This window comes from Paenibacillus sp. Paensp38, assembly GCF_059491915.1.
Genome location: NZ_CP168516.1, coordinates 2,978,414 through 3,003,792, shown reverse-complemented (window position 1 = coordinate 3,003,792; position 25,379 = coordinate 2,978,414). Strand labels below are relative to the sequence as shown.

24 protein-coding genes are annotated in these 25,379 nt (G+C 44.7%); 16 read left to right on the top strand and 8 right to left on the bottom strand.

Features of this window, described 5'->3' with window-relative positions; translation table 11 throughout:
* Positions 1-86 precede the first annotated feature (86 nt).
* On the top strand, positions 87-806 hold the full coding sequence (locus tag ACEN8J_RS12970) for a CBS domain-containing protein (protein WP_238437778.1): 720 nt from the start codon (positions 87-89) through the stop codon (positions 804-806).
* Between the two features lie 22 nt (positions 807-828).
* Positions 829-1,449, top strand: a complete 621-nt coding sequence (locus ACEN8J_RS12965) for a TraX family protein (RefSeq protein WP_029514773.1) — start codon at positions 829-831, stop codon at positions 1,447-1,449.
* Between the two features lie 91 nt (positions 1,450-1,540).
* On the opposite strand, the gene ACEN8J_RS12960 is transcribed toward ACEN8J_RS12965, so the two are convergent.
* The 3 genes from ACEN8J_RS12960 to ACEN8J_RS12950 all read right to left on the bottom strand — a co-directional run bounded on the left by ACEN8J_RS12960 (position 1,541) and on the right by ACEN8J_RS12950 (position 8,269).
* Positions 1,541-2,539 (bottom strand): polysaccharide deacetylase family protein, encoded by a 999-nt coding sequence (locus ACEN8J_RS12960; RefSeq protein ID WP_165147683.1) that lies wholly within the window; start codon positions 2,537-2,539, stop codon positions 1,541-1,543.
* 119 nt (positions 2,540-2,658) lie between these two features.
* The gene (locus ACEN8J_RS12955; protein ID WP_495593553.1) at positions 2,659-6,354 is read right to left on the bottom strand and encodes a non-ribosomal peptide synthetase family protein; all 3,696 of its coding nucleotides are present in this window, start codon (positions 6,352-6,354) and stop codon (positions 2,659-2,661) included.
* A 145-nt stretch (positions 6,355-6,499) separates the two neighbouring features.
* Positions 6,500-8,269, bottom strand: coding sequence for a methyl-accepting chemotaxis protein (locus ACEN8J_RS12950; protein ID WP_029514770.1), 1,770 nt, complete (start codon positions 8,267-8,269; stop codon positions 6,500-6,502).
* Positions 8,270-8,737: 468 nt separating this feature from the next.
* Between ACEN8J_RS12950 and ACEN8J_RS12945 the strand changes: the two genes are divergently transcribed.
* From ACEN8J_RS12945 to ACEN8J_RS12900, 10 genes are all read left to right on the top strand, one after another.
* Positions 8,738-9,208 (top strand): GNAT family N-acetyltransferase, encoded by a 471-nt coding sequence (locus ACEN8J_RS12945; protein WP_274484967.1) that lies wholly within the window; start codon positions 8,738-8,740, stop codon positions 9,206-9,208.
* Positions 9,209-9,268: 60 nt separating this feature from the next.
* Positions 9,269-9,937, top strand: coding sequence for a ribose-5-phosphate isomerase RpiA (gene rpiA, locus ACEN8J_RS12940; RefSeq protein WP_340885059.1), 669 nt, complete (start codon positions 9,269-9,271; stop codon positions 9,935-9,937).
* Positions 9,937-10,386, top strand: a complete 450-nt coding sequence (locus ACEN8J_RS12935) for a VanZ family protein (protein ID WP_165147658.1) — start codon at positions 9,937-9,939, stop codon at positions 10,384-10,386. Before rpiA ends, ACEN8J_RS12935 begins: the two co-directional genes overlap by 1 nt.
* Positions 10,387-10,585: 199 nt before the next feature.
* Positions 10,586-11,047: a MarR family winged helix-turn-helix transcriptional regulator gene (locus ACEN8J_RS12930; RefSeq protein ID WP_029514766.1), complete on the top strand. Its 462-nt coding sequence runs from the start codon at positions 10,586-10,588 to the stop codon at positions 11,045-11,047.
* Between the two features lie 192 nt (positions 11,048-11,239).
* Positions 11,240-12,304: a cobalamin B12-binding domain-containing protein gene (locus ACEN8J_RS12925; RefSeq protein ID WP_069011378.1), complete on the top strand. Its 1,065-nt coding sequence runs from the start codon at positions 11,240-11,242 to the stop codon at positions 12,302-12,304.
* Between the two features lie 49 nt (positions 12,305-12,353).
* Positions 12,354-14,069, top strand: a complete 1,716-nt coding sequence (locus ACEN8J_RS12920; RefSeq protein ID WP_029514764.1) for an ATP-binding protein — start codon at positions 12,354-12,356, stop codon at positions 14,067-14,069.
* A 56-nt stretch (positions 14,070-14,125) separates the two neighbouring features.
* Entirely contained in the window at positions 14,126-15,379 is a 1,254-nt protein-coding gene (locus ACEN8J_RS12915; RefSeq protein ID WP_029514763.1) for an MDR family MFS transporter, read from the top strand.
* A 19-nt stretch (positions 15,380-15,398) separates the two neighbouring features.
* A complete protein-coding gene (locus tag ACEN8J_RS12910; protein ID WP_029514762.1) occupies positions 15,399-15,953 on the top strand; it encodes a nucleotidyltransferase family protein in 555 nt (184 codons plus the stop codon).
* Between the two features lie 43 nt (positions 15,954-15,996).
* Positions 15,997-16,419 (top strand): GNAT family N-acetyltransferase, encoded by a 423-nt coding sequence (locus tag ACEN8J_RS12905; RefSeq protein WP_029514761.1) that lies wholly within the window; start codon positions 15,997-15,999, stop codon positions 16,417-16,419.
* 71 nt (positions 16,420-16,490) lie between these two features.
* Positions 16,491-17,135 (top strand): GDSL-type esterase/lipase family protein, encoded by a 645-nt coding sequence (locus tag ACEN8J_RS12900; RefSeq protein ID WP_039274815.1) that lies wholly within the window; start codon positions 16,491-16,493, stop codon positions 17,133-17,135.
* A 102-nt stretch (positions 17,136-17,237) separates the two neighbouring features.
* Here the strand turns inward: ACEN8J_RS12900 and ACEN8J_RS12895 are convergent, their stop codons facing one another.
* The 4 genes from ACEN8J_RS12895 to ACEN8J_RS12880 all read right to left on the bottom strand — a co-directional run bounded on the left by ACEN8J_RS12895 (position 17,238) and on the right by ACEN8J_RS12880 (position 20,497).
* Positions 17,238-17,915 (bottom strand): tetratricopeptide repeat protein, encoded by a 678-nt coding sequence (locus tag ACEN8J_RS12895; protein ID WP_029514758.1) that lies wholly within the window; start codon positions 17,913-17,915, stop codon positions 17,238-17,240.
* Between the two features lie 172 nt (positions 17,916-18,087).
* Positions 18,088-18,459, bottom strand: coding sequence for an iron chaperone (locus ACEN8J_RS12890; RefSeq protein ID WP_029514757.1), 372 nt, complete (start codon positions 18,457-18,459; stop codon positions 18,088-18,090).
* Between the two features lie 202 nt (positions 18,460-18,661).
* Positions 18,662-19,192 carry a GNAT family N-acetyltransferase gene (locus ACEN8J_RS12885; protein ID WP_029514756.1) on the bottom strand — a complete coding sequence of 177 codons (531 nt, stop codon included), beginning with the start codon at positions 19,190-19,192 and terminating at the stop codon, positions 18,662-18,664.
* Between the two features lie 270 nt (positions 19,193-19,462).
* Positions 19,463-20,497, bottom strand: a complete 1,035-nt coding sequence (locus tag ACEN8J_RS12880; RefSeq protein WP_318626687.1) for a C40 family peptidase — start codon at positions 20,495-20,497, stop codon at positions 19,463-19,465.
* Between the two features lie 253 nt (positions 20,498-20,750).
* Between ACEN8J_RS12880 and ACEN8J_RS12875 the strand changes: the two genes are divergently transcribed.
* Positions 20,751-21,902 (top strand): iron-containing alcohol dehydrogenase, encoded by a 1,152-nt coding sequence (locus ACEN8J_RS12875; RefSeq protein WP_069011380.1) that lies wholly within the window; start codon positions 20,751-20,753, stop codon positions 21,900-21,902.
* A gap of 95 nt (positions 21,903-21,997) precedes the next feature.
* Here the strand turns inward: ACEN8J_RS12875 and ACEN8J_RS12870 are convergent, their stop codons facing one another.
* Positions 21,998-22,594, bottom strand: coding sequence for a TetR family transcriptional regulator (locus tag ACEN8J_RS12870; RefSeq protein WP_029514753.1), 597 nt, complete (start codon positions 22,592-22,594; stop codon positions 21,998-22,000).
* Positions 22,595-22,840: 246 nt separating this feature from the next.
* Between ACEN8J_RS12870 and ACEN8J_RS12865 the strand changes: the two genes are divergently transcribed.
* From ACEN8J_RS12865 to ACEN8J_RS12855, 3 genes are all read left to right on the top strand, one after another.
* Complete coding sequence (locus ACEN8J_RS12865; protein WP_341039233.1) at positions 22,841-23,962, top strand: NADH:flavin oxidoreductase; 1,122 nt, start codon at positions 22,841-22,843, stop codon at positions 23,960-23,962.
* Positions 23,963-24,174: 212 nt separating this feature from the next.
* Positions 24,175-24,597 carry a MarR family winged helix-turn-helix transcriptional regulator gene (locus tag ACEN8J_RS12860; RefSeq protein WP_039274799.1) on the top strand — a complete coding sequence of 141 codons (423 nt, stop codon included), beginning with the start codon at positions 24,175-24,177 and terminating at the stop codon, positions 24,595-24,597.
* Between the two features lie 78 nt (positions 24,598-24,675).
* Positions 24,676-25,257: an NAD(P)H-dependent oxidoreductase gene (locus ACEN8J_RS12855; protein ID WP_069011382.1), complete on the top strand. Its 582-nt coding sequence runs from the start codon at positions 24,676-24,678 to the stop codon at positions 25,255-25,257.
* Positions 25,258-25,379 lie beyond the last annotated feature (122 nt).

Below are 25,379 nucleotides of genomic sequence, written 5' to 3'. Positions count from 1 at the left end.
AAACTTATAATTAGTATGTATTACATTCTTAATTGTGACACATTTTAAATTTGAAAACAAGCGGTGTATGATTAAAATTTGATGAATTGTCGGAAGATGCTGAAATTTACCGATCTACGCTCTTTATAATGTATTCTACCCCACTCCATAAGGAGGTAATCATTATTCAACTGTCTGAAAGACAGCGGGAAATTGTTGATATTGTCCAGCGTCTGGCACCTGTTACGGGGGATAAAATTGCTGAAACACTGGGATTGACGCGTCCGACTCTCCGTTCTGACCTTGCTCTGCTCGTTATGCTCGGACTGGTGGATGCCAAGCCGAAGGTAGGCTACCTGCCAGGGCGTCATCCTAAATATGATAGTCATATCGGCAACATGCTCAAAAAGCTGACGGTGGCGGATATACTTAGTGATCCGATTTTGATTTCCGGTGACACTACCGCCTATGATGCGGTGCTGATGCTGTTTCAGCAAAATACAGGTACCCTGATGGTCACAGGAGAGGAGCAGGAGCTCATTGGAATTGTTACCCGCAAGGATTTGCTGAAGGTCATGCTGGGGCATACCGATCTTCACACCGTCCCGGTGACCATGGCAATGACGCGCCGGGCCCAAATGACGACGCTTGCTCCAGAAGACACTTTACTGGAAGCGATATCGAAACTGATTCGGCATCAGGTCAATTGTCTTCCAGTTTTGGACGAGCAATGTAGCTCCTCAACTCCAATTCGGGAGTTGGTAGGACGGGTTACGAAAACGGACATCATGAACGCCATTCTGAGCTTGACAGAAGATAAAACGTAAAACATAAATAAGGGGGCCTTGTATGTACTGGTTGGCCATGCTGACGATGCTGATTGACCATGTCGGACTTGTGTTTTTTCCGACGGATCCGGCTTGGAGAATTGCCGGCAGGCTTGCTTTTCCAATCTACGCGTACGCGCTGTATGCGGGATATACTCATACCCGAGACATGCAGAGCTATATGCTCCGTCTACTCGGACTGGCTCTGATTTCTCAGGTGCCCTATATGCTGGCGTTTGATGTGCTTAGACCGAACGTAATCTGGACGCTATTGACCTCGTTGCTTGCGTTGGCTGCTGCATCCCGCTTGAAGCATTGGACGGCTGTAACGTGCCTGTACGTCGTCTCAGCTCTGGTTATGGAGCTCAGCCAGATGGATTACGGAGCCTATGGACTGCTGTTGGTTCTGATTTATCGATACACCCGTTCATATATGATGATTGCAGCCCATTTTGTTTTGAACGTAGTGTATGACATGGTGCATCACGCGAATCTTCAGCACTTTAGTCTGCTGTCCAGTATTCTGATCGTATGTTTTGCAACTGGAGAAAGCGGATTTTATAGTCGGGTACCGCGTTGGTTGTGGCGTAGCTTTTACCCGGTACATCTGGCTGTTATCGCGGCAATTCGCATCTGGCCCTAATCTACATCTCATACATTAAAAGAACCTTTAAAACCACGACATAAAATGGTTTTAAAGGTTCTTTTTTATCCTTCAATAAGCTAGCCAACGTTTAGGATACCTTGTTGGGACCTTGAGCAAAAGGAAGTGGGCGAAGGGGAGCACCTTCCTTCATGTATTGCACCAATACTTCGGGAATATTGTGTATTCCACCTGCATTGACGCGATAGCCGTTCGTTTGCCCTGGCGAGTTAATCCCGCGTTTCACCGTAAACGTAACGTCAATACCCAAGGAACGGCAAATTTCCATCGTCTCCTTGGTATACCCACCATAAGGGAAGGCAAGTACATTCTGATCATTGTGTAGATGCTTGAACAGCTTCTTGTCAGCCATGTCCAAATCGGTAGAAACTCGCTGTTTGAACTCATTCTCGGTTTCCATTCGCCCCAGCTTTTTCGAATACACTGGAGCCATCAGAAGCGGCTTTTGTTGGGTGCGCGCTGTGTTGGAGTATCCGTAAGCATGCTGGTCATTGGTATGATTGTAGAAATCAATGCCTTCAGCATGCATCTGATGAATTTGATCCCATGTCAGCTTTGGAATACCAATATGTTTGGGATTGCTGATCGTGGACGTGATGAGAAAATTGGTTGCCGGTACCTGGTACTTTTTCAACACAGGAAAAGTGTCCGTATAAAAGGACTCGTAGCCATCGTCGAATGTCATAAGTACCGCATTATCAGGAACCTTGGCTTTATGTAAAATAAAATCCGTATACTCTTTCATCGTGATCCAGTGGAAGCCGTTAGCTTTCATTTCGTCCAACTGCCTCGTTAAATTACTAAGCTTGAGAGCACCGGGATCAGGTGGAGTCTTGGTCACCTCATGATACATCAGGACAATTACTTTGTTTTGGTAATATACTTTATCTGGTGTAGGCGTCATTGAAAATAAATGGCGTACCAGTCGATCTGCATTAGCTGTGCGTGTACGATGAGCCCCTTTAACTGTAGGTGTGTGGTATATGCTACGTGCTTCATACACCAAAATTCCTAAAATAGCCAACAAACTTATGATTAGCAACGTTCTTTTAAAAAAAGTGTGTTTCATTGAATGACATCCCCCGCATGCAAAAAAATTCTGAAAGTATAGAGGTTTATACTAGATATGAAACTAGCAAAATCTAGTCTATCATACCGAAAACACGCGGGGGAAATATCACAACTTTGTTACCTCTGTGTAGCTTTTACAGATACCGGTGAAGAGGTCGGGAAGTAACCGATCTCGACGGCATGCTGGATCATGTTCCGAATAAAATTCAGGTCGGTTGCCGGGCATTGAACGCCAGCTTGTTCCAGCAGAGCTGTGGTTACAGAGCATCCGTAACGGTAAGCTGAATCCTTGGCTCCGTCACCTTCTAGTTGTCCCATAGCAAGGTGAAGTGCATCCTCCTGAATGCCGGAAGACGGATTTAGCAACCAGGCGCTGTAATCGTCAAAAGGCAGGGTTTCTACTGCGTAACCGAGTTGGTTTACCATAGCGATCAGTTCATCATATGGCAGTGGGTTCGGATTGCAGATATGGAAAATACGGTTTGCGCTTTTTTGATGAACAGACAGCTCTACGATAGCACGGCTGGCGTAATCAATCGGTGTGAAGTCCGTATGCCAATCGGCTTGTGGCGCTTTGCCCAGCAGCAGCATCGCCTTCATCATACGATAATAAGCATTGCTATCAATATTTCGCTGGAAGCGTCCGTTGGCCGAATGGGCTGTCAAATTACCCGCGCGATAGATCGAGACAGGCGTACCCGCTTGAGCTGCTTGGAACAACAGCTTCTCCGCAGCCAGTTTACTATTCGTGTACAGGTTGTCCACATTCAGTTCGTCTGGGAAGGCAGAAAGCTCCAATGCCGACTCCCATTTTCCTTCGTTAGCAAGATCCTCCGGTATTCCCATAGTGGAGACATGATGGAAGGATACTCCTGGCTTGGCTTGAGCGATTTTCAACAGTTCCAGTGTTCCGGTCACATTCGTGCGATCGAAGGCTGCCGAATCACCAAAATGACGTACGTCAGCGGCGCTGTGAATAATGCCGTCGATTTGGTGCTCCAGCATATGGCGGTCGACAGAAGAGAGACCCAGATCAGCTTGCTCCAGATCCCCATAGACAGCCTTCACTCGTCCTTCGATCAAGCTGGAGATATCATGTCCAAAATATCCCGTCAATACGGACTGAATACGCTCGATACCAGATGGACCGTCCTGAGAAGGGCGTACCATCGCGTATATTTTGGCTTCTGTCCGTTGAAGCAGGTCATACAAAATGTGCGAGCCCAGATAGCCTGTAGCTCCAGTCAACAAAATCACGCGCAAGTCGCGGACTTCAGCTAAGTCAGAAGCATCAGACAGCTCAATAGGATGCTCATTCAAATCCATTTTTTCTTGAGGAATCGCGAGTGGCTTGCGTTGCTGCGTTTGTTCCGTACCTAATTGTTCCACGTATTCAGCAAGCTCACGAACGGTTTTGTAGCGGAAAAAATCTCCGATGCGCAGCGCGCCATAACGTGGCTTCAGAATAGCCAGCACATGAATGACACGAAGCGAGTCGCCCCCGATCAGGAAGAAATCATCGGTAGCGCCAATGTTATTTTTACCAAGCACTTGAGTCCATGCTTCGGCAATGAGTGTTTCGGTTCCTTCGCGAAGAGGTTCCCCGCCAAATGAAAGATCAGACGCTTCCGGCAGTGGCCGCAGGGCCAGCTTTTTGCGATCGATCTTGCCAGTTGGTGAAATTGGCATAGCTTCCAAATGAACGACATGGCTCGGTACAAAATAAGAAGGTAGCTTGCCCCCAATATAAGACTGAATAACGTCCTGTGGAATGGATTGTCCATCCGAAGTGGTGAAATAGCCAACTAGCATGTTCTGATCTGTGTGATCTTTGACGGCTACCACAGCAACGTCCTGAACACCTGGATGTTTGGAAAAATGATCTTCAATTTCTCCGATTTCAATCCGATTTCCACGAATTTTGAGCTGCGAATCCTTGCGGCTTACGTATTCAATCGTACCGTCTGGCAGCAGCTTGGCGATATCACCCGAGCGGTACATTTTTTCACCCGGAACAAAAGGATTGTCCACGAACGATTGCGCTGTACGTTCTGGCTGATGGAGATAACCATGGGCCAATGCAGGAGTAGCAATACATACTTCACCCGGAATATTGACTGGGCAGAGCTTGTTATCATCGTTAACGATATACACTTTGTAATTGTAAATCGGCTTGCCGATCGGGATATTGACGACATGCTCAGGCACGGCACCACGGACCCGATGGGTCGTTGTCGCTACGGTGCATTCGGTCGGTCCGTATACGTTTACGATGTCGGTATCTGTACCGAATTTGCTTTGGAACGCTCGAACTTGGGAGCCGTACAGCGCTTCGCCTGCTACAGTAACAATCCGTACATTAGCGAGTTTGCGATAGCCTTCGTCTGACAAGTACGTAGATAGCTGATTAAAGAATACAGTTGGCAAAATGGTAATAATCGTCGTGCCTGTACGTGCAATGGCTTCAGCGAATTCTTCAACAGATACACGCTCTTCAGAAGACAGCAAGTACAATTTTGCACCGTAAAACAAGGCTCCAATGGTATCCCAAACGGATGCATCAAAGCTGTAGGTTGCAAATTGGGTCAATACATCCTGAGGTGTAATGTCGCAATCGCGTTGCACGACAGCTCCTAGGTTAACAACACCGCGGTGAGCGATCAGGGCACCTTTCGGTTTGCCTGTAGAGCCGGATGTATAGATGACATAAGCTAGATCATCCGGACTTACACGAACGTTCGGATTGCTTGCAGCATAGCCTGCCAGCGGCCCGTTAATAGCTAAAATTTCTTTTACCGTTTCAATAGAACCGCACAGTTCAGTCGCTTGTTCCATAAGTGCGGAAGTTGTTAATACAAAAGGAGAACGCGTGTCTTCGACAATGTAGCTACTCCGGTCAGCGGGGTGGGCGGGATCAACAGGTACATATACGCCTCCGGCTTTTAGGATACCAAGCAGTGAAATAACGGTCTCTAAGCTCCGTTCCATGAAGATGGTCACGAATTCACCTTTGGTAAGACCTTTGGATAACAAGACACGTGCGACTTGGTTAGCGCGTTCGTTCAACTCACGGTACGTGTACTCTCCAGTGTGGGAAGCAATAGCCGGACGATCAGGGTATTGTGAAGCCGCCTCCTCAAACATTCCATGAATAGTTTGATGCTCAGGATATTTCACGACTGTATTATTTAAAGCTTCGTGAGCAGCTCGATCTGCATCCGATAATATATCAATTGAATTCACAGGTGCATGGCTGTTGGTTAGCGCGCCACGCAAAAGGGTTTCAAAGTATTCTGCGTATCGGACAACCGTTGTTTCCAGCAAGAGTGATTGATCATATCGTATCTGTATTTGATAAGCGCCATTGTGTTCACTGACAGCCCAATCCATAATACGGGATTCTACACCGCTGTCCGTAGGCAGATTTGTCGAAAATGAAGTATCGGCTTGTGGTTCCGCAAGGTATGCACTTGGCTCACGGAGCATCTCCTGAAATAAGTCTGCTAGTTCATGAAAAGTCGTTTCCTTTTCGACTGTCAGCGAAGCTGTAAGCAGACCAGTTTGTGGCACGAAAGTAGAAAAAGAAACTTCTTCTTCTGCGGAAAGGCGATATACCCATGCAGTATATGCTGATAAGAGCAACGCTTGTTTGTCTCCCGCAGTTTTTTGCTGAATTAATTGTTCCGAGATGGACGCTTCTAACTCTACTTGATAAGTAGAGGATGTATGCTTGCGTTGTATACGTGCATAATCCAAGGGAACTAGGAATGGGGAAGGGGTTGTCTGTGTACTGTTTTGTAGTAATGAAGCCATTACGCTAACCTCCTGAATGTATGATGTCTTAATATAAATGGTAAACTCAGTAAATGCCTCGCTCCCTTCAAATGCATGAACAGGAGGGAGGCATTACCGAATGAATGATTAACTATGAAATTAACTTTAAGTCGATAAATGGCTATTATGATTTGCTACGGTTGGTGTCTGCAATTTTGAAATAAGATGTAATTTCTTGAAGCTCTTCAGACATGGATGTCAATTTATGGGATGAATCAATAATCGAATCCAAAGAAGCTTTTTGTTCCTCCACCGTTTGCACAATGTGAACACTGTTATTGGCTGTTTTGGTTACAGTGGAAGAAAGATCGTCTGCTGTCGCTGTCATTTCCTGTGTACCCGCAGATATTTGCTCAGTAGCGCTGGATACTTCTTGGATTTGCCATGCTACATTTTTAGTTGCTTGAAGAATATCATTGAACAGCACGCCTGCTTGTCCAGCAACGACGATTCCGTTTTGAACTTCAACGTTTCCTTGCTCCATCGACTTCACAGCTTGTCCGATTTCATTTTGAATTTCTTCAATCAGTGATGTAATCTGTTTGGTTGCCTCCGCAGATTGTTCTGCCAGCTTACGTACTTCACTGGCAACGACGGCAAAGCCTTTACCTTCTTCACCAACGCGCGCAGCTTCAATAGAAGCGTTCAGAGCGAGCAGGTTGGTTTGACTGGAGATGCCTGAAATGGTACTGATGATATTGCCAATTTCCTGCGAACGACTGTCCAGCAACTTGATGATACGGGAAGTATTGGTTACTGTATCGGTAATCAAGTGCATTTGGGATGACACCTTACTTACAATCTCGTTGCCTTCGTTAGAGCGTTTCTCTACCGAATTGGCTTCTTCCGCAACATTAGAAGAACTCGTGGCAATATTTTGAATGACCGAAGCCATTTCAGCCATGGCACGTGCACTATCGCCTGTTGCTTTTTCCTGCGAACGGATATTCTCCGTGATTTCACTGATATTTTGATTGATGATGTTGGAATTGATTCCGTTTTGTTCGCAGATTGCGAGCAATTCTTTGGCAGATTCATTGACTTCATCAGTTGTCTGCTTCACCTTGGTCATAATGCTGTTAATATGACTTACCATATCGTTGAAATTCTGATTTACGAGTCCTAAATCATCATGACCTGCATGAATTTGAACATCCAGATTTCCTCTGCTTACTTCGCTGATACCGTACATCAATTGCTTAATCGGGGACAGCGTACGTTTCACAACCCAATATTGAAGCGCCAGGCAGATCAGTAGGAAAATCACTAAAATGGTAGCGCCGCTAATGAGCAGCTTGGTCAATCCTGCAGGTACGGCACCGGCATCTGCATCGACTGCAAAATATGCAAAGATTTTGCCGCTTGGATCTTTAATCGGAGTCATCAAAGTCGTCCATGTACCAAAAGTATCATCGTAGAAGCTGGTGAATGTTGGTTTGCCACTGTCCAGCATACCGGTTACGCCTACTGCCACGACATTGGGTTGCTCATACATAGAGCCAACGAGCATCTTATCTTTTTCAAATGCTTCTCTGAGATCCGTTGGCATCGCCACAATAGATGTCAGATTGCCATTTTCGAGCTCCGTCCCGAAAATATAGGCATGAGAGATATTTGGATTCGTCGCCATGATGTTATCTAGGTACGCGCGGAGTTTGGTTTGAATGGGTCCATCATAATTTTTCTCTTGAACCGCTTGGGTTACTTCATCGGAATTAATGCCCTGGGCCCACTTCAATGTGATTTTTTCCACTTGCCCATGCAATTGGTCTATCAAAATCGTACGTTGGATCAAATAGCTGGACACAATAAGGACTAGCCCAATCAATACGATGTTGAAGAAGGATAATAATAGGTTTTTGGTGAAGAATGATAAGCTACTCCACTTTTTCAAAATGTTCCACTCCCTGGTTGTATTTTTTGTATATGGTGTTGAACCGCTTATCGAATGAGATAATCAAGTCCCCCTTACAAACATGATAATAGAGATCATAGACCCTTGAATTTTATGTAATAGGTCTTAAGTCCTTTTATAGACAAGTAAGATATCCCTATATATATGTCGTACGAAAAGCCCTTGAAATGAATAGCTTACACAATAAAAAATTAATTTTTAATAGGTAAACGCTGTCTGTGTTTCAGTATATTCCAATTTATACTTCAACTTGAAATTCGAATTCATTACAGTCCATAAGCAACTATTCAACAGAAACCATCATACTTTATAATAGAGTCAAATGCACTTATCAATTTGGGACATTTTTCATATTTAACGTTGGAAATGCTTGATTTATCGCGGTTTTTGTGAATTGTTTGCGAAATGAGTCCTTATATCTATGCAAAGAGAAGAGGGATAAGAAGAATGTCCAAGCTTACGATTTTAAAGGTTGAGAGTAATCACGAGGATCTGCATGAGTTGATTCAAAGGCTGGATGAGGACTTGCTGGAAAGGTATTCTGCCGACGAAATTTACTTGGTTGATTTTTCCAATCCTAAAGTTAAAGAGATGGTTTTCGCTGTTGTGTATGTGGACGAAAAACCGGTGGCTTGTGGAGGGCTTAGGCCTATAGATGCGGAAGAAATGGAGCTTAAAAGATTTTATGTCGATTCCTCTTATCGCAGACAAGGAATTGCGGTGAGCCTATTATCTTTTTTGGAAGAGGAAGCCAGAAAACGGGGAGTTGTAAGGATTAAATTGGAGACCGGAGCGGCTCAACCTGAAGCGATTGCTCTCTATACCAAGCGGGGATACGAACCTATTGAACGATTTGGGGAGTATGAACACGATGAAAACAGCCTTTGTTATGGTAAAAAGCTGTCTCTGTTAATATAAAGCGTTCTCTTATAAAATGGATGATGATCAATACTAGCCTATATAGCGGGAGAGATGATAATGAATTTGAAGCAAAAAGCGGCCGAAAAAGCAGTTGAGGCGATTCAGGACGGCATGAAAGTAGGACTTGGTACAGGCTCGACAGCCTTTTGGGCTATTCAAAAAATTGGTGAGCGTGTAGCGCAAGGATTACATATACAGGCTGTAGCTACATCCCAAGCGTCGGAAGATCAGGCCAGGGAGCTGGGAATTCCCATCATTCCGTTTGATCAGATTGGAAGGCTTGACGTTACCATCGACGGTGCAGATGAGGTGAATGAGCAGCTGGTGCTGGTGAAAGGTGGAGGCGGAGCCTTACTGAGAGAGAAAATTGTGGAAAGCAATAGCGACCGATTAATTATTATTGTCGATGAGTCCAAGGATGTGAAGGTGCTGGGTGCATTTCCTTTACCTGTTGAGGTCGTACCCTTTGCCAGTGAATGGACGTTGGAGGCCTTGCGGCAGACGGGCTGTAAAGCGGAGTGGCGTAAGAAAGACGCCGAGCGCTACCTTACGGATAACGGTAATTATATTGCCGATTGTCGCTATGGTACGATTGAGAATCCGCAGGAGTTGGAAATCCGCTTGAACCAAATTCCGGGAGTAGTCGATAACGGACTGTTCATTAATATGGCGGACCAGGTGATTATCGCACGGGCCAATGGACAGATCGACGTCCGTAACAAGTAATGTCTAGGACCCGTCTGCTTCATCATGTGGCATTGGTGTTATTGATTTTATATACAGGACTTCTATTATATTGGATGTTTCTCGGTTTTGGTCGTACATTACGGCCAGGACCCCCGTATTCGTATAATATTGTGCCGTTTGATACGATCAGGCAATACTGGCGGGCAATGGAGTCGTTTCCTTTTCGGGTATGGGGTGTTAATTTGCTCGGTAATATTGGCGTATTCATTCCCTTCGGTATCCTTGTGCCTATCATTTGGGTGTCCATGCGAAGTATAGGCAGTCTGTTGTTAACGATAGTGATCGCACTGGTCATTCTTGAGGTGTCCCAAATGCTGCTGGGCGCAGGTACAATGGATGTGGATGACATCATACTGAATGTTCTGGGAGTATTATGCGGCCGTATTGCCTACGTATTTTTACGTAAGAAGTTAGGGATTGCAATATAATCGTCCTGCTCTCTGGATCAGTGTGTTAAGACTGGCTGAGAGCGGGCTTTTTTTACATAATGAACTGTAATCTTCACATAATAGACGACAATTCCTCCATTTTTAGGCCGTAGGAGTAGGGGGAGGAACGCTTAAACTTGACAAAAGCGCACAATTAAGATATCTTGGAATAAAGATATGAGTAACGGAGGCTGTTAATATGTCTGTAAAACCAGATGATCAGGACCTAGCACTTAACTTGTTCGTTGTTCTGGCTCGTGCTTATAATTCGGTCACGTCTCGTACGAATCGGGACATTCATAGTCATGGATTAAATACAACAGAATTTGGTGTGCTTGATCTGCTGTATTATCGGGGGCCACAGCCTTTACAGAAAATTGGAGAAAAGGTACTAATCTCTAGTGGGAATATTACGTACGTGGTCGATAAACTTCAGAAGAAAAACTTGCTTACCCGTCGTGCTTCGCAAGATGATCGGCGTGTGATTTATGCAGAATTGACTGATGAGGGACGTCACTTCTTTGAGCAAATATTCCCGCAGCATCATCGTGTCATTATGGAGACCGTGGATGGCTTATCTGTGGAAGAGAAGGAGCAGGCTATTCATCTGTTAAAAAAGCTTGGACTAACGGCTGAGGGGCAGAAGAGTAACGGATCATAAACGGTGCATGTACAGGTTAAATCTGCTTTAGATAAAATACCGACTTTTCGGTATTTTATTTTTTTGTCGTATTATGGGGGAGTAGGGTTAATGTAGAGACGCAAATCAGGTATAATTGTCTAATAGTCACGTCCGGAACAAATTCCCAGTACCTGTTTCGAATACAAAACCTTGTCGGGGAAGGAGCTGTACATGAGTATACAGCAATACACCGCAGGTGAATCGCTATTGATGCAAGCAGGAGCTTTGGCTGAATTAGTTACCCATAAGCAATACGAATTACAGCCCGATCTTTTGCAGCGTTTTGGGGATAACGGTAAAATAAAGACAAAACAGGATTCCATATATAGTTTGAACTATTTGGCTGAAAGTGTAATCATGAACAGCCCTATTTTATTTACACAGTATGTTTCTTGGTTAAAAAAGCTTCTGGAGGGTTTCGGGATAACCCAAGAAGATTTGAGCATCAATTTCAGATTAATCCAGGAGACATTGGTAGAGCACTTCGATCATACGAATAAAGTCATGGTGCTGGAGCACCTGGATTTGGGGATACAGCAAATTGGGAAGAAAGAGGAGTATGCCTCTTTTATTACAGGTGATAATCCCTATGCTGCTGACGTGGCTCAATATTTGGAATATTTACTCTCAGGTAATCGCAGACAGGCTTTGGATTGGATCGTTCGCTTGCTGGATGAGGGTATCTCTATTCAACATACGTATAAATATATTTTTCAAATTTCGCAATATGAAATAGGCCGTCTATGGCATGAAGGCAAAATCACCGTCGGTCAAGAGCATTTTTGCACTGCCGTGACTCAATTTATTATTTCAAGCCTGTATCCCAGATGGATGGGGAGTGGAAGTAAGGAACGCTGCCTGGTGGCGGCGTGTGTAGGCAGCGAGCAGCATGAAATTGGAGTGCGTATGCTGGCTGATATATTTGAAATGGATGGTTGGGATACGTATTATTTAGGCGCCAATGTACCTAACCGGAGTTTGCTTCAGGCCATTGTGAGTTACAAGGCGGATGTAGTGGCTATCTCAGCTACCATGGCTTACCATGTCCATCTAGTGAAAGAGTTGATTGCTCTCATTCGGCAAGACCCAACGACTAGCCATGTGAAAATTATGGTCGGAGGCTTGCCTTTTAATCTCGATTCCCTCTTGTGGCAAGAAGTAGGGGCGGACGGATACGCACCAGGTGCGGAAGAAGCGCTGGAGGTTGCGGGTGACTTACTTTCGCTCAGGAAATAAGGTTGGTTTTGTGAACCTGTAAGTCATTTTGTAAAGGGGGCCTTTTAATATGAAGGAACCGACAGCAGAAATGGCTGTTCTGCGGAAAACGGTCGAACAATTAACGGATGAGATAGTGAAAAGCAAGGCTGAGGAAGAAAAGCTGCTGAATGAATTTTCAGCGATGAACAACGAGCTGGTTAATCTGCAGCGTCAGCTTGCCAAAAGCAATGCGGAATTATCACGGACGAAGGAAGAAGCGGTACGGGCTAATGACCTAAAGAGCACTTTTCTGGCTGTGGTTAGTCATGAATTCAGAACGCCAATGAACGGAATACTTGGAATGATCGAAATGTTAGGTTCATCCAAACTTTCCCCGGATCAACGGCAGGCCATCGGTGTGATACGTGAGTCAGCCTCCCTGTTATTGAACATGATTAATAATCTGCTTGATATATCCAAAGTGGAAGCAGGACAGATGGAACTGGAGATCGGAAACGTCAGAGTTCAGGCGATTATGAGCCATGTTGCTCAGTTGTTGGAGCCGCAAATCTATCAGATGGGTAACCGGTTGAGTATAGAGACCGATACCGGTGTGGCAGAGCATCTGGAGGGAGATTCGGCAAGGATCATGCAGATCTTGCTCAATCTGTTGAACAATGCGAATAAATTTACGAGTGAAGGATTGCTCATCATTCGAACAAAATTAGTGGAGGAAACAAAAGACTCCCAACGTGTTCGGTTTGAGGTGCAGGATTCGGGTATTGGGATTTCACCGGAGGATCAGAATAAGCTGTTTCAGCCTTATGTACAAGCCGGTGAAGGCAGCGCCTCCCAATATGGAGGAACGGGTCTAGGGCTATGGATATGCAGTTCATTTGTGGAACTCATGCAGGGAGAAATTGGGGTCGTCAGTACAGAAGGCCAAGGCTCCACGTTCTGGTTTGAAATTCCCCTCATGAAAGGATTGGAGCAGGCAGGCGAAATGGAGAAGCGTGAAAATGGTGATTTAAAGGTATTTAGCGAGTTGCTGCGTGAGCATAGTCATTCTCTAACTATTTTGGTGGCTGAGGATAATCGGGTAAATCGTCAGGTGGTGCAATTACAGCTTAACCATTTGGGATTCCAGCATATTGATTTTGCTGAGGATGGACAAGCTGCTGTAAAAGCGGCCTCCGAACGATCCTACGCTTGTATTCTAATGGATCATTACATGCCTCTGCTAAATGGTCATGATGCGGCAAAAGCGATCCGCCAGCGGGAAGCAGAAAACCAGCAACCACCTGTACCGATCATTTCTTTGACCGGGAATGTGTCTGAGGAGGATCAGGCACGGGGCCGGGAGGTTGGAGTGAACGATTACTTGATAAAGCCAGTAACGATTGAAAAGCTCTCTGAAAAGCTTGTCAAATGGCTTCCAAAGCCGGAAACCGAGCCGATTTTGGATAAGGAAGTTATACGTGAAATTATGCTGCTGGACGAGGATGGCAGCACGGCACTACTGGAGTCATTGGTCGAAATGTATACAAGTGATACACCTGCCAAAATCAATAAGTTAAGAGAACTGGCTGCTGTGGGCGAAGTCACAAAAGTAGTAGAGGCTGCTCATGAGTTGAAATCAGGCAGCGTGAGTCTGGGTGTCGGGCGTTTGTCCTCGTTGCTGTCGGATATTGAACAGCTTGCACGGGAGAACCGACTCGAGAATGCGAAAGCGAAGTTGTCTGCGCTCCAATCTGTCTATCAAGCAACGTGTTTAGAACTGGAACGCTATATTCACCAGTGCTAGACCGTTTTCCCCCCCTTATTAGACTTGCACGCGGAAGGAGAACGTAAGAGGCATATATGAAAGAACAGTTGCGTTCCATTCACCCGCTGGCCTGGACGATTATTGTCGGTACTATTTTCGGGCGGATGGCGACATCCATGAGTATCCCGTTTTTGTCAATTTACCTTACCACCCGTTTAGGAGTGTCCCCCTTTCATACGGGGGTGATCGTGTCGGTAAGCTCGTTGGTCGGCATTTTTGCCAGCTTTTACGGTGGATATATTTCAGATCGAATCGGACGGCGTAAGGTGATGTTGGTGTCCATTGCGAGCTGGGCGCTTGTATTCGTTGCTTTTGCGTTGGCGGAAGCGGCCTGGGCCTTTTTTGTCATTAATGCTCTAAATGGACTGTGCAGGTCCTTGTTCGAGCCAACCTCGCGGGCGCTGTTATCAGATGTAACCCCCAAGGAGAAAAGACTGCTTATCTATAATATGAGATATGCGGCCATTAATGTTGGGGTAGTGGCAGGGCCGTTGCTTGGTTTGATGTTAGGATCTGCATCCAATGGTACGCCGTTCATGGTAGCTGCTGGTGTGTACGCACTATACGGAGTACTGTTGTTGATCCAATTTGCCCGTTATGCATCGGATCTGCATATAGGTACAACGGCGAGAGAGGCTCCACTGCGAATGGCTGAGGCATTCCGTACAGCCAGCCGTGATCCGGTGTTTATGCCGATTTTGCTGGGAACGGTATTTTGTGTGATGGGCTATGCGCATTCCAATTCCACAATGCCTCAATTCTTGTCCTTATCCTTCGCGGAAGGAACTCGATGGTTTACATATATGCTGACGGTCAACGCGGTTTGTGTATTGGCATTTCAATATCCGCTGGTGCGGCTGGCAAGCCGATTTTCCCCGGTGAATTCTCTGATTGCAGGGAATATATGTATTGCGGTCAGCCTGTTGCTGTGCGGTATGCTAAACTCAGGCTGGATGTTTATACTGGATATGGTGCTATTTACGGTTGGTGAAGTGTTATTGTTCACGATGCTGGACGTATTGATTGACCAAATTGCAGATGCTCAATATAAAGGGACCTACTTCGGTACAATCGGATTTAATAATTTGGGAAGCGTGCTGGCTCCTTTATTTGGTGGCTGGTTGCTGGATATCTATGGTCAAACGGCGCCGCTTGTTGTTTTTGTTCCGGTTGCCCTGTCGGTTGTGATTGGTATTCCGTTCCTTCTGGTCGCACGCCGCCGCCTGGTGCAGCGTACAGCACGGATCGCGGCTCAAGGAGGAGAATCGGTGCAGCAACTGTCATCATAAAAAGGGAGTTGAGTGCAGGATGAAGGCGGAAGAAGATGTGCTACGAGTCATACAATATATGAATGATCCGCAGGTACTGGAAGACTTGCGCTATGTGCGAGAGCTGAAGTTGCCGCAAGGATGTATTGCCGCAGGCTATGTACGTAACCGCGTTTGGGATAAGCTCCATGGCTATACAACGGCTACACCTTTAAACGATATAGATGTTATCTATTTTGACCCGAAAAACACGCTAGAGGAACGAGATGAGTATCTAGAGTTGTCCTTGAACCGTAAGCAGGCCGGACGTAACTGGTCTGTCAAAAATCAGGCTCGGATGCATTTTCGCAACGGGGAGGCTCCTTATTCCTCGGTAGAGGATGCGATGAGCCGCTGGCCAGAGACGGCAACGGCGGTGGCGGTTAGATTGAATGACAAGGATCAAATAGAGGTTATTTGTCCGCATGGATTGGAAGATCTGCTGGATATGCGGGTACGGCAAAGCCCTTTGTTTCGTCACACAACGGCTTTTCGGCAGCGTGTATTTGAGAAGCAATGGCTTGATAACTGGCCGTTGCTTATTATGGAGAATTAGAGTGAAATCCTAATTTTAGGATATTAAGGAGAGACGACAAACAATGTTTAAAAATATAAAAATAGATTCAGATCGTGAGGAAGTTCTGGAGCTGTTAACCTACGCCGTGCTGGATCATCCTGAACGCGGAGAAACAGCTTTACGTACCTATCAAGGCTCGGATGACTGGAAGCTGTTCGGTGTAGAAGATGAAGGACTTATTGTAGGTATTGTCGGCTTTGAGGACCAGGAGGATGGAACAACTGTAATTCGCCATCTGGCCGTGTTGCCTGAAAACCGTCATAGAGGATATGCCAGAGGTATGCTACTTACGCTCATTCAGGAGCGTAATCCAAAACGGCTTACTGTGGACACGGATGCGGAGGGGGCAGATTTTTTCCGCAAAGTGGGCTTTGCCGTGTATGGATCAGAGGATTTGCCGGATGGTGGGCAATTCCATTGTGTATATGAAATAGACGAAGAATAAGCGAATCTCCGGGTCCCGCGTCCCTCTTTCTACATAAGATATGTTATGCAGAAAGAGGGAGGTGGGTTTCATTGGCGTACCACTACACAGCGATTGGAGATTCTTTAACAACAGGTGCAGGGACGTTGCTGAGCGGCGGATTTGTACCTATCTATCGGCGAATGGCAGAAAGACATCTGCGTACGCCAGTCAGTTACGAGAATCTGGGAATTAACGGGCTGACATCGCAGGAGTTGCTGTCCATGGTCCGCAACAATCCACTTTTTCGGTCGGCGATCAGCCGGGCTGAACTTATAACGGTAACGATCGGTGGGAATGATCTGCGCCCATACATCAGCGCCCTTGCTGGAGGGTCCGGCTTGTCGGGTTCTTCCATTCCACAAGCGTTGAATCACACAAAAGAACATGTACGCCAAATTGTACATGCCCTGTATCAGATAAAGTCCGGTCAGCGTGAGCCATTTATCATTCGAATGGTGGGATTATATAATCCTTTTCCAGAAGTAAGGGAGGCGGGAGTATATGTGCGTCAGTACAACTCGTTTCTCTATACATTAGGCGGACCGAATTACCGGGTGGCGAATATTTATCCCGCATTTGAGGGCTATGAACGGGCACTACTTTCGTTAGACCGGGTGCATCCGAACAGTCGTGGTTATCGCGTGATTGCGGAAGAGTTGAATCGGCTTGGTTATGCGCCATTAAGGCGAGCGTGAGAGGATGCTTTGGATCAGACAAAGTATATTAAAGAAAGAGGTTCATGATGACAGTAGAAACTGACCATTATGAACCTCTTTGTTTGCGTTAGTAGGCGCTGTTTAGCCGATTGATTTACGAAATAAGCTACGCGCAGCCCACTTGCGCTCACTTCGTTTGCGGTATTTGGGTAGAGAGCGATAGACGGCAATGGACTGGTTAAAGGCTATAGTGGCTTCATCCTTGCGTCCCAGCATACGGTACATCAAGCCTGTCAGATAATAACCCTCGCTGGAAGAAGACTGAATCTCCTGAAATTGCTGCAGATAATGAAGCGACTTATTGACGTCACGTTCCTTGAAAGCAGCGGCTAAATGCAAATAAGGCTCACCGTACTGTACCCGCGGGTTAATATCCAGTGCTTTTAGTAAATGTTGTTCTCCATCCTCCAGATGGTTTGTATGTACTTCAGCCGTTCCCCGTGCGTTCCAATAGTCTGCTGAGTCTTCATAACGGGATTGAATTTCCAATAAGAGCTCCAAAGCCTGCGGATATTTCTTGCTTTCGATCCAGATACGAGCCAAATCGAACCTAGCAGCCACATCGTTGGTGTTTAGCGCAATCTGTTGGCGCAATCGAGCGGCATTGCGTCTTCTTTTCCATGGTTTGCTGATGCTGGGCAATACACCGACAAAGCTACGATCCAATATATAGATCACGATTAAGAGTACGAGCAGTGCCAGAAACGGGTTGCCGAGCAAACTCCATAGTAGAGAGAAAATTAAAAATTTCCCAATCATTTTTCTCCAATCCTCCTGTGCATGTAACAATCCATACTTTCCACATTATAGCATAAAGCCGCTTTAAGGGGCATTAGCCTGATGAGATTTCGAAGGATGGTAGAGGGGGTGAGAAGAAAAACACTTATTTGTGATGCTCGGTGTATAGTTTTACGAGAAAAGGAACCTTTTTTTATTCCCGCCAAAAGGTTGAACAGTCTGCCTTATCCAAAATATTAAACTCGATCATTTTCTCAAGTAATGAGAAATCAACTGGACTATCCCACTGGATACGTACCAACTGCTTGGTGTGATCATAGCCAGCCTGCACAATTAACTCAGAAAAATGATTAATCCCTGCCTTTTCAGGGGCAACGGCCAAATGATGTTTGGCTACGCTAAAGCCAATAATAAATGTGCTGTGATCCGTAAACATAGGCTGATTCCACGCAATTTTTGGCATTAAATTTGGAAATTTCTTGGTTACCCAAGCCAATACTTCTTGCGTTCGAGCCCGATGTTGGGGGTTATCAATATGCGCTAAATATTCTGCAAAAGCTTCCATGTTGTTCCCTCCTTAATTAAAAATTGTATCGTTCAGAGAAGTTCCTCGAACCTATTTGTCGTTAAAACTCCTCATAGAATGGCTCAGACACGTTCTTAACAACACCTATTTCCAACGATATATATTTTCAAACTAGATAGTCAAAATGGTTTACTATCAATTTATCGCAGCAACATGCTTCCCAAGATGTAAACAATACCTTTTATGTCCTGTTATATTCCTCAGAAAGAATAGAGTACAAATATGAATCGTGAAATTCGCCTTTGTAGTACCAGTGTTCTCGCATTATACCTTCACGTTGCATTCCGATCTGTTGCATAATCTTCTCAGAAGCCTTATTTTCTGGACGACATGTTGCATAAATACGATGGACATCAAGTGTGCTAAATCCAAAGCCTAGCAGGGCTCGTGCCGCTTCTGTTGCATAACCCTTTCCTTGATAATCTGGGTTTAGAATATAGCCCATTTCTGCATTAGTATCTTTGACATGAATACCAACACCGCCGATCAGGATTCCAGTGTTTTTCAGACATATGGCTAGTTCGTAGTCTTGTCGTGGCATTTCCTGCTGTGAGGCTAGAACTTGTTCTATATATGCCTTTGTATCTTCTTCTGTATTGGGTCCCCATGCTGTGTGCCTAGTAACTTCAGGCAATGACGTGTAGGTATGTATACTTCCCCAATCGGATGTACAAATATCACGAATGATGAGCCGTTTTGTCTCAAATTGCATAACGATTCCTCCTGTCTATAATTAGCATACATATTCGTGTTTTCTGCACATTCTATTAATCCTATTTAAGCAGATCTGATGGGGAAGATCCAAGATTTTGAGAGAAAGTGCTAGAGAAGAGGATCGAATTACGTGTTGAACAATGGGAACGAATCAATACCTTTTGCCACCTGAACGCAAACCGCAAGGGAGGCGTCCGGCAAAAATGCAAACAGAAAATATTGAATGTGGTACTGGAATAGCCCGCTATTATTAGCCATCCAGTTTGTCTTAAAACAGCCTGCGGGCTGTTACAAAACGATTCTGCCATTTACCATCAAGCGTGTCAAAATGAACGCCACGTTCTTTGGAGAATGTATGCAACAATTTGTTGTTCCCTGCATAGATCGCCACATGGCCGATCTCCAGGTCGCGTGCGCTGAAGAACAGCAGGTCGCCTTTACGTAGCTCGTTTAGCCCGACCTTCTGGCCTTCTTTAGCCTGATCGTAAGAGACACGGGGGAGGTCGATGGAGAGCGTATGTCGGAACACTTCCCCCACAAAAGAAGAACAATCAAAGGTCGATGTCTGGCCGCTTGCTGCGCCGAATTCATAAGGAGTACCAAGGAATTTCTCTCCGTAGGCGATGAGTTCATCTCCCTGTCGTTCCACCAGAGATGAGCTGGTATAATCGCTGTATTTGGGTTTAGCCGATATGTATCCGGTCAGGTTGTCTTTAGTGCGCACTTCCAACCAGAGGGCATTGATCTCACGGATGACATGAACCTTTTCGTTGGCTGGAATAAGCCGCAGGGAAGGGGAAGCTCCCGACGAATCCGGTTTGCTGCGCAGGTTGACTCCCGAAAGAACCGTTGTAAAAAAATCGTTACTGGAGACAATCCGAATCGCTCGGGTCAGGGCATCCCACTTCACTGTGCTCCCAAGTGCCTCGCTCACAAAACGTAGTGGAATCATTGTGTTGCCCTCAACAATTTGTCCAGGAACATTCAGGGACAGCGTTTTGCCGTTTAAGGTGGCAGCAAGTTCCCCCATACGGTAGGTCAGCACCGCTTCATTTTTGGTAGCTGTTACGGTTTTGCTGGATGCGTTCCAGGAAAGCTCGGCTCCTTGTGCCTCAAACAACTGGCGCATCGGGACGAGCGCTGTTCCTTCTAGCAGCAGCGGCTGGGCAGCAAGCTGAAGTGGGCGGTCATCTACATAAACGGTCGTCACCGGAGTCAGCGGTACCGACTTCGCATACGACGGGTTTGCTTGGAGCAGTGATACTGCTAGCAGAGCTAGCAATGCTTTCTTGTTGATTGTCATGCTGTCATCACCTCATTGTGAATATGTTCATCTAAGTTGTACGAGGCTTCCTCCGATTAGTTGTGTACCAAATATTGGACTGATTCGAAAAACGTAAACAAACAAAAATAAAACCAATAAATATCTGTGTTTAATTGTTGACACCAAAATAAAATAAAGATAACATTATACATGTGAAATATTTCACTTTTGAGAAATACCCTTATATTTAGCGAGGCAACAAGAAGTGAATCCTTTAGGAGGCCGATTTTATATGAGCGCACATGTATTTTTTGTACCATCTATCAATCTTATGGGAACAGGCTGTTTGCAAGAAGTTGGGCCGTATATAAAAGAACTGAATTTAAACAAAGCTCTAGTCGTGACGGATAAATTTTTGATGAAGAGTGGTATTGCAGGCAAGGTTACATCTTTGCTGGATGATATTGGATTGAACTATGCGGTATACGATGAAGTAAAACCAAATCCGACTTGTAAAAATGTACATGATGGTGTTCAGTTTCTGCAAGAAAATGAATGTGACTTTTTAATTTCGATTGGCGGAGGATCACCACAGGATACGGCTAAGGGAATCGGCATTATTGCCACCAATAGGGGACATATAACCGAGTATGAGGGCGTTCATAAATCCAAGCATAAATCGCTTCCTATTGTCGCCATTAATACCACAGCAGGAACATCTGCTGAAATCACGATCAATTATGTCATTACGGACGAAGAGCGCAAGGTCAAGATGGTTATGGTTGATAAGAATAGTGTAGCTACGATTTCAGTAAATGATCCTGAACTGATGGTAGATAAACCCGCCGCATTAACGGCAGCTACAGGGCTAGATGCTTTGACCCATGCCATTGAAGCTTTGGTTACGCCAGGTGCTTATCCTGTAACGGATGCAACTGCCTTGGCAGCAGTAGAAATTATTTTTAAACATTTAGCTCGTACAGTGAGAAACGGTCATGATATAGAAGCGCGTGAGCAAATGGTATACGCTATTTTCTTGGGAGGACTTGCATTTAATAATGCCGGATTGGGTTACGTTCATGCGATGGCGCATCAGCTTGGCGGCGTTTACGATTTGCCTCATGGTGTTTGTAATGCCATGCTGCTGCCAATCGTGGAGGAGGAGAATGCCAAGCATGTACCGGAGAAGTTTCGTGCCATCGCTAAAGCCATCGGTTTTGAAGATAAGGGGAAAACGGATAAGGAATGCGCAGACTATGTAATCCAAAGAATCAAAGACCTGTCGAAGGAAGTAGGGATTCCTTCCAAACTTTCTGAACTAGGTGTAAATGAAGTGGATTTGGATCTGCTTGCCGAGAACTCAATGAAGGATGCTTGCGCTCCGGGCAATCCGTTTATACCTAGCAAAGAACAAGTTATCGAGATGTTTAAGAAAATTCTTTAAATAAAAGAGGCAATTATTTTACTAAATACTATAAGGGCTGTCCCAGGAACTGATCGAAGTATACTGGGAACGGCCCTTTTTATTCGCATTTTCTACTAAGAGATTTGTGAGACTAGAGATAAGACAACCCCATTGAAGATTAAAGGCACAGCTCTCTCGGCTAAATCTGTAGGAGACTCTTTTTTTCCTTCCACATTCCAGCGAAAGGTTACACCATAAATGGACCAGCTTAAAATGGTCGCGGCAAGTTCTAACGTTCTTTGGTCTGTATTATTGGCTTCTCTTGTTATGAGTTGAAGTATGAATTGCTGTAATTGATTCTTAATATGTTCTTCCAGGATCGGTGCCACTGAATTATATTTATGAACGCATTGGTTACTTGAGTCGTGATAGTCACATAACGAAAGAATAAGTTTCTGAATGATCTCCTCCGACAAACGTGCCTCAGCATCAATCCTCTTGATAACATACTCCAAAAATGCATCTGACAAAAGGGTTTCAAGCAGTGCATATTTATCTTGAAAATGTGCATAGAACGTGGCGCGGTTAATGGTGGCTTTTTGGGTAATGTCATTGATCGTAATCGTGTAGAAGTCTTTCTTATTTAATTGGTCAACGAATGCGTCGAGAATTAATCTACGTGTTCGAATGACGCGAGGATCGTTTGGGTTGGGTGAAGTTACACCAGGCATCCTAAAGACACTCCTTTCAGGTAAATCAAATGATTCCCCCATTATAAACATGTGTTGTTTTGTCAACAAGTGAATTTAGATATACAACAATTTCATAACCCTTTTGGTTAAGCAACAGAATGAACATTTTGTCGGTTGAATGATAAATTAAACATTGCTAACATTTCACTTGCACCCCGTTTGATGATGCACGAGCCTTATATATAATCCTTTAAAAGAATGAAAGAAAATGAGGAGGTACAATCCTTGAGTAATCAACCGCAAAATGTTCATTCAACAGAAGCTTTATTTCAACCTTATACCATTCATAATCTAACCCTACAGACTCGTATTGTAATGCCGTCAATGGGCCGCGCTTTTTCACCAAATGGTGTGCCAGGACCGGATGTAGCCGCTTATTATCGCCGTCGCGCAGAGAATGATGTAGGTCTTATTATTACTGAAGGCGCAGTGATTGACCATCCGGCTGGAACAAGTGAGCCGAGGATACCTAATTTTTATGGGGAAGCGGCTTTAAACGGTTGGGCTGAAGTGGTCAGACAGGTTCATGAAGCTGGTAGTAAAATTTTCCCACAGCTTTGGCATATGGGGATGGCTCGTCCTTTGGGATCTCAGCCGAATCCCGAAGCGCTATCGATTGGTCCATCGGGGCTGGATCTGGAAGGCAATAAAGTGACCGAGCCGATGACAGAAGAAGAAATTGTCAAGGTCATTCGCGCCTATGTCGATGCAGCTGCGAATGCAAAACGACTGGGTTTTGACGGCGTTGAAATTCACGGAGCGCACGGCTATCTGGTTGATCAATTCTTTTGGGAGAAAACGAACCAACGTACGGATCGCTATGGTGGCGATATCATAAAACGTGCTCAATTCGCCATTGAGCTTGTGGAAGCTATTCGTGCTGAGGTTGGCCCTGACTACCCTATTGCCATGCGCCTATCCCAATGGAAAATGAATGATTACAACGCAAAGCCGTTCGATACACCGGATAAACTGGAGCAATTCCTGAATGTATTAGTAGAAGCGGGCGTGGACATCTTCCATTGCTCGACACGTCGCTTTTGGGTACCTGAATTTGAAGGCTCCGATTTGAGCTTTGCCGGATGGGTGAAGAAGCTGACTGGAAAAACTACGATTACGGTTGGCTCTGTAGGTCTGGATGAGGATTTTGTAAGTTATATCGAAGGGAAAGGGGCAGGACACCAAGATATTAATGAACTTCTGGAACGGCTCGACAACAATGAATTTGATCTGGTAGCTGTTGGGCGTGCGCTTCTGGGCGATCCTGCATGGGCTACGAAAATACGTGAAGGCCGAATTCATGATCTTCAAACCTTTACACCTGAGATACTTCAAACGCTCAACTAAAACATATCATACTTTGAACATCTCTTCATTTCATAAATAAATACTGTAAGCCAAAATACTCAAAGTCAGGTAAGGAACTTGGGTATTTTGGCTTTTTTATGCGTCTGCGATAGTAGTCCACCATGAACCATTATAGATTAAGTCATATTTGCTTTTAGTTCAGACTGGTATCAATACTTGATATATATAGATGTCTATGTAATAATGCTTGTATGTTAAAAAATAATGCAGCTGCACTGATAGGAACCATTAGAGACTCGATCAATAAATTGATTGTGTCTGAGCTCGAATCGAATGGAATTGAAGGGATTGTTCCTACTCATGGCGGAATCCTAATGTTCCTTTATCAAAACGACGGGCTTTCCATTAAGGAATTGACGCAAAAAATTTCTCGTCAGCAACCCACGGTCACTGTCTTGATCGACAAGCTAGTGAAGTTGGGATATGTCGAAAGAAAAAAAGAAAGGGAGGATAGCCGAGTTACCCTGATATTTCTGACCGATAAGGGAAGAGAGATAGAGCCTGTATTTGAGATGATCTCCAATAGATTACAAGAAACCATCTATGGTGGTCTCAAAGATGAAGAAAAAGAACAACTGGAATATTTGCTGGAGCATGTCAAAAACAGATTATAAATTTTTTTAAGTAAATGTATAGATATCTATATTAATATTAATATCAAAATAACAATAAAACATCTGGAGGTTATTAAAATGAAACATCTTATTATCTATGCTCACTCAAACGCAGAAAGCTTCAATCACGCGATACTCGAAACGGTTGTAAATACCTTGAAAGAAAAAGGTGATGAAGTCGTTGTACGCGATCTTTATGCCCTTAATTTTCAACCTGTATTAAAACCTGAGGATACTGCCGCTATGAGAGCAGGGCAAACTCCGGCTGATATTAAATTGGAGCAGGAATACATCTCACAAGCGGATACGATTACTTTTATTTCTCCCATTTGGTGGACAGGTCTTCCGGCTATCCTGAAAGGTTACGTTGATCGTGTATTTGCATACGGCTTTGCATATACGGCTGGTGCGGAAGGGATTAATAAGCTGCTTACAGGTAAAAAAGGTTTTATCGTGAATACACATGGTACTCCCAACGCAATCTACGATGAAATCGGTATGACCGCAGGATTGAAGATCACATCCGATACGGGAATTTTTGATTTCGTTGGAATTGAATCCGTCGGTCACTTGCTGCTTGGAAGTATCGGCTACCTTGATGAAGATGGCTATAAAGGGCTGCTAAAGCAAGTCCAAGATACGGTTAAAACGGTGCTGTAAAGTCAGTTCATTTTCTCTTAGAAACGTAAGACAGTCTTTAAATGATGAGGTCAACCCGTATTTAGTGGTTGGCCTTTTCTTGTAAATGTTAATACTTCTCTAATATAGTCCAAACAACAATC

Excerpts from the sequence above, each read along its gene's own strand:
- ACEN8J_RS12965 (WP_029514773.1), top strand. The coding sequence starts at position 829 with ATGTACTGGTTGGCCATGCTGACGATGCTGATTGACCATGTCGGACTT.
- ACEN8J_RS12960 (WP_165147683.1), bottom strand. The coding sequence starts at position 2,539 with ATGAAACACACTTTTTTTAAAAGAACGTTGCTAATCATAAGTTTGTTG.
- ACEN8J_RS12955 (WP_495593553.1), bottom strand. The coding sequence starts at position 6,354 with ATGGCTTCATTACTACAAAACAGTACACAGACAACCCCTTCCCCATTC.
- ACEN8J_RS12945 (WP_274484967.1), top strand. The coding sequence starts at position 8,738 with ATGTCCAAGCTTACGATTTTAAAGGTTGAGAGTAATCACGAGGATCTG.
- rpiA (WP_340885059.1), top strand. The coding sequence starts at position 9,269 with ATGAATTTGAAGCAAAAAGCGGCCGAAAAAGCAGTTGAGGCGATTCAG.
- ACEN8J_RS12935 (WP_165147658.1), top strand. The coding sequence starts at position 9,937 with ATGTCTAGGACCCGTCTGCTTCATCATGTGGCATTGGTGTTATTGATT.
- ACEN8J_RS12930 (WP_029514766.1), top strand. The coding sequence starts at position 10,586 with ATGTCTGTAAAACCAGATGATCAGGACCTAGCACTTAACTTGTTCGTT.
- ACEN8J_RS12925 (WP_069011378.1), top strand. The coding sequence starts at position 11,240 with ATGAGTATACAGCAATACACCGCAGGTGAATCGCTATTGATGCAAGCA.
- ACEN8J_RS12920 (WP_029514764.1), top strand. The coding sequence starts at position 12,354 with ATGAAGGAACCGACAGCAGAAATGGCTGTTCTGCGGAAAACGGTCGAA.
- ACEN8J_RS12915 (WP_029514763.1), top strand. The coding sequence starts at position 14,126 with ATGAAAGAACAGTTGCGTTCCATTCACCCGCTGGCCTGGACGATTATT.
- ACEN8J_RS12910 (WP_029514762.1), top strand. The coding sequence starts at position 15,399 with ATGAAGGCGGAAGAAGATGTGCTACGAGTCATACAATATATGAATGAT.
- ACEN8J_RS12905 (WP_029514761.1), top strand. The coding sequence starts at position 15,997 with ATGTTTAAAAATATAAAAATAGATTCAGATCGTGAGGAAGTTCTGGAG.
- ACEN8J_RS12895 (WP_029514758.1), bottom strand. The coding sequence starts at position 17,915 with ATGATTGGGAAATTTTTAATTTTCTCTCTACTATGGAGTTTGCTCGGC.
- ACEN8J_RS12890 (WP_029514757.1), bottom strand. The coding sequence starts at position 18,459 with ATGGAAGCTTTTGCAGAATATTTAGCGCATATTGATAACCCCCAACAT.
- ACEN8J_RS12885 (WP_029514756.1), bottom strand. The coding sequence starts at position 19,192 with ATGCAATTTGAGACAAAACGGCTCATCATTCGTGATATTTGTACATCC.
- ACEN8J_RS12880 (WP_318626687.1), bottom strand. The coding sequence starts at position 20,497 with ATGACAATCAACAAGAAAGCATTGCTAGCTCTGCTAGCAGTATCACTG.
- ACEN8J_RS12875 (WP_069011380.1), top strand. The coding sequence starts at position 20,751 with ATGAGCGCACATGTATTTTTTGTACCATCTATCAATCTTATGGGAACA.
- ACEN8J_RS12870 (WP_029514753.1), bottom strand. The coding sequence starts at position 22,594 with ATGCCTGGTGTAACTTCACCCAACCCAAACGATCCTCGCGTCATTCGA.
- ACEN8J_RS12860 (WP_039274799.1), top strand. The coding sequence starts at position 24,175 with ATGTTAAAAAATAATGCAGCTGCACTGATAGGAACCATTAGAGACTCG.
- ACEN8J_RS12855 (WP_069011382.1), top strand. The coding sequence starts at position 24,676 with ATGAAACATCTTATTATCTATGCTCACTCAAACGCAGAAAGCTTCAAT.